The organism is Ruegeria sp. BB1 (assembly GCF_056539465.1).
In genome coordinates this window covers 1-2,771 of sequence record NZ_JBQFVB010000023.1, presented here as the reverse complement: position 1 = coordinate 2,771, position 2,771 = coordinate 1, and the positions used below count along the sequence as shown (strand labels likewise).

Annotated in this window: 3 protein-coding genes; all 3 read left to right on the top strand. The window is 58.2% G+C overall.

What is annotated here, in order from left to right:
• The first annotated feature begins 4 nt into the window (after nucleotides 1-4).
• Complete coding sequence (locus ACR0AL_RS20940; protein WP_170352147.1) at nucleotides 5-1,681, top strand: formate--tetrahydrofolate ligase; 1,677 nt, start codon at nucleotides 5-7, stop codon at nucleotides 1,679-1,681.
• A 57-nt stretch (nucleotides 1,682-1,738) separates the two neighbouring features.
• On the top strand, nucleotides 1,739-2,044 hold the full coding sequence (locus ACR0AL_RS20935; protein WP_170352146.1) for a chorismate mutase: 306 nt from the start codon (nucleotides 1,739-1,741) through the stop codon (nucleotides 2,042-2,044).
• A 53-nt stretch (nucleotides 2,045-2,097) separates the two neighbouring features.
• Nucleotides 2,098-2,771 (top strand): tetrahydrofolate dehydrogenase/cyclohydrolase catalytic domain-containing protein (locus tag ACR0AL_RS20930; protein ID WP_480664534.1); only part of this gene is annotated, 674 nt, incomplete at its 3' end.

Sequence of the window (2,771 nt, the reverse complement as noted above, 5' to 3'; positions counted from 1 at the left end):
CCCAATGAGCTACAAATCCGACATCGAAATCGCCCGTGAGGCGAACAAGAAGCCGATTCAGGAAATCGGTGCGAAAATTGGCATCTCCAGTGACGATCTGCTGCCTTACGGCCACGACAAGGCGAAGGTCAGCCAGGACTTCATCAACTCGGTTCAAGGTCGTGAAGACGGCAAACTGATTCTGGTGACCGCGATCAACCCGACCCCTGCGGGTGAGGGTAAGACCACCACCACCGTCGGTCTGGGCGATGGCCTGAACCGCATCGGCAAAAACGCGATGATCTGTATCCGCGAAGCCTCGCTTGGCCCGAACTTCGGGATGAAGGGTGGTGCTGCGGGTGGCGGTTACGCGCAGGTTGTTCCGATGGAGGAAATGAACCTGCACTTCACAGGTGACTTCCACGCCATCACCTCGGCCCACTCGCTGCTGTCGGCGATGATCGACAACCACATCTACTGGGGCAATGAGTGCGAGATCGACATTCGTCGCGTTGCGTGGCGTCGTGTGGTCGACATGAACGACCGTGCGCTGCGTCAGATCACCGCCAGCTTGGGTGGCGTGTCGAACGGTTTCCCGCGTGAAACCGGCTTTGACATCACCGTGGCGTCCGAGGTCATGGCGATCCTCTGCCTTGCCACCGACCTAAAAGACCTGGAAAAGCGTCTGGGTGACATCATTGTGGCCTATCGCCGCGATAAGACCCCGGTTTACTGCCGCGACATCAAGGCCGAAGGCGCAATGACCGTTCTGCTGAAAGACGCGATGCAGCCGAATCTGGTGCAAACGCTGGAAAACAACCCGGCCTTTGTCCATGGTGGTCCTTTCGCGAACATCGCACACGGCTGTAACTCGGTCATCGCGACCAAAACCGCTCTGAAAGTGGCCGACTATGTTGTCACCGAAGCGGGTTTTGGTGCTGATCTGGGTGCCGAGAAGTTCATGAATATCAAGTGCCGTAAGGCGGGTATTGCTCCGTCGGCAGTTGTTCTGGTCGCCACCGTGCGCGCGATGAAGATGAACGGCGGTGTTGCCAAAGCCGATCTGGGTGCCGAAAACGTCGACGCGGTTCAGTCGGGCTGTGCCAACCTGGGCCGTCACATCGAGAACGTGAAATCCTTCGGCGTGCCCGTTGTTGTCGCCATCAACCACTTTGTCACCGACACCGATGACGAAGTGCAGGCCGTCAAGGATTACTGCGCCGAACATGGTGTCGAAGCAGTTCTGTCGCGTCACTGGGAGCTCGGTTCAGACGGTTCTGCGCCTCTGGCTGAGAAAGTTGTGGAAATCGTCGAAAATGGTGCTGCGAACTTTGCACCGATCTACCCCGACGAAATGCCGTTGTTCGAAAAGATCGAAACCATCGCCAAGCGTATCTACCGCGCTGACGAGGTTCTGGCCGACAACAAAATCCGCAACCAGTTGCGCGAATGGGAAGAGGCCGGATACGGTAATCTACCGGTCTGCATGGCCAAGACGCAATACAGCTTCTCGACTGATCCGACCCTGCGCGGCGCGCCCACCGGCCACTCGGTTCCGGTGCGTGAGGTTCGCCTGTCGGCAGGTGCCGGGTTCATCGTGGTTGTCTGCGGCGAGATCATGACCATGCCCGGCCTGCCACGCAAACCGGCTGCGGAATCCATCTGCCTCAATGACGCAGGTGAGATCGAGGGCTTGTTCTAAGCGCTCGAATGATACATCTCGTGGTCCGGGGGTATCCCCGGACCGCAGGAGATTGAAATGCCCACTCTGATACCGCCGCAGGACTGTCATTCGATGCGGGAATTGCGGGTTCAGATCGACAAGCTGGATCGCCAATTGATTGAAATGTTGGTGGCGCGCGCAACTTACATAGATCGTGCGTCTCAGTTGAAACCCGGCGAGGGGCTACCCGCCCGCATCCCGGATCGTGTCGAAGATGTGGTGCAGCGCGTGCGCACAAGTTCCGACGAGTTGGGCATGGACCCCGATCTTGCCGAGAAGCTTTGGCGCATCTTGATTGACTGGTCGATTGCCCGCGAAGAACGCGTGCTCGGCCCCGAATGAAGAACCGGGCGCTTTGTGCGCCCGATCCGTTTTTGAAAAGAAGGGATCAAAGGATGGTAGCGCAGGTTATCGACGGTAAGGCCTTTGCCGCAAAAGTACGCGGCCAGGTGGCCGACCAGGTCGCAAAGCTGAAAGAAGAAAACGGCATCACCCCCGGCCTGGCCGTGGTTCTGGTAGGCGAAGACCCAGCAAGCCAGGTTTATGTGCGGTCCAAGGGAAAGATGACCGTCGAGGTCGGCATGAACTCGTACGAGCACAAGCTGGACATCGACACGTCCGAAGAAGATCTGCTGGCGTTGATCGACAAGCTGAACAACGACCCAGCCGTGCATGGTATTCTGGTGCAGTTGCCCCTGCCCAAACATCTGAACGAAGATCTGGTGATCAACTCGATTGACCCGGCCAAGGACGTTGATGGTTTCCACATCTCGAACGTGGGACTGCTGGGTACCGGGCAGAAGTCGATGGTGCCCTGCACGCCGCTGGGGTGTTTGATGATGCTGCGCGACTACCATGGCTCGCTCTCGGGTATGGATGCGGTTGTTGTGGGCCGATCGAATATCGTGGGTAAGCCGATGGCGCAGTTGTTGCTGGGTGACAGCTGCACCGTGACCATCGCACACAGTCGCACCAAGGACCTGCCTGATGTTGTGCGCCGCGCAGATATCGTCGTTGCTGCCGTTGGCCGCCCCGAGATGATCCCGGGCGATTGGATCAAGGAAGGTGC

What these genes read in the sequence shown, in the direction of transcription:
- ACR0AL_RS20940 (WP_170352147.1), top strand. Translation starts at nt 5, where the DNA reads ATGAGCTACAAATCCGACATCGAAATCGCCCGTGAGGCGAACAAGAAG.
- ACR0AL_RS20935 (WP_170352146.1), top strand. Translation starts at nt 1,739, where the DNA reads ATGCCCACTCTGATACCGCCGCAGGACTGTCATTCGATGCGGGAATTG.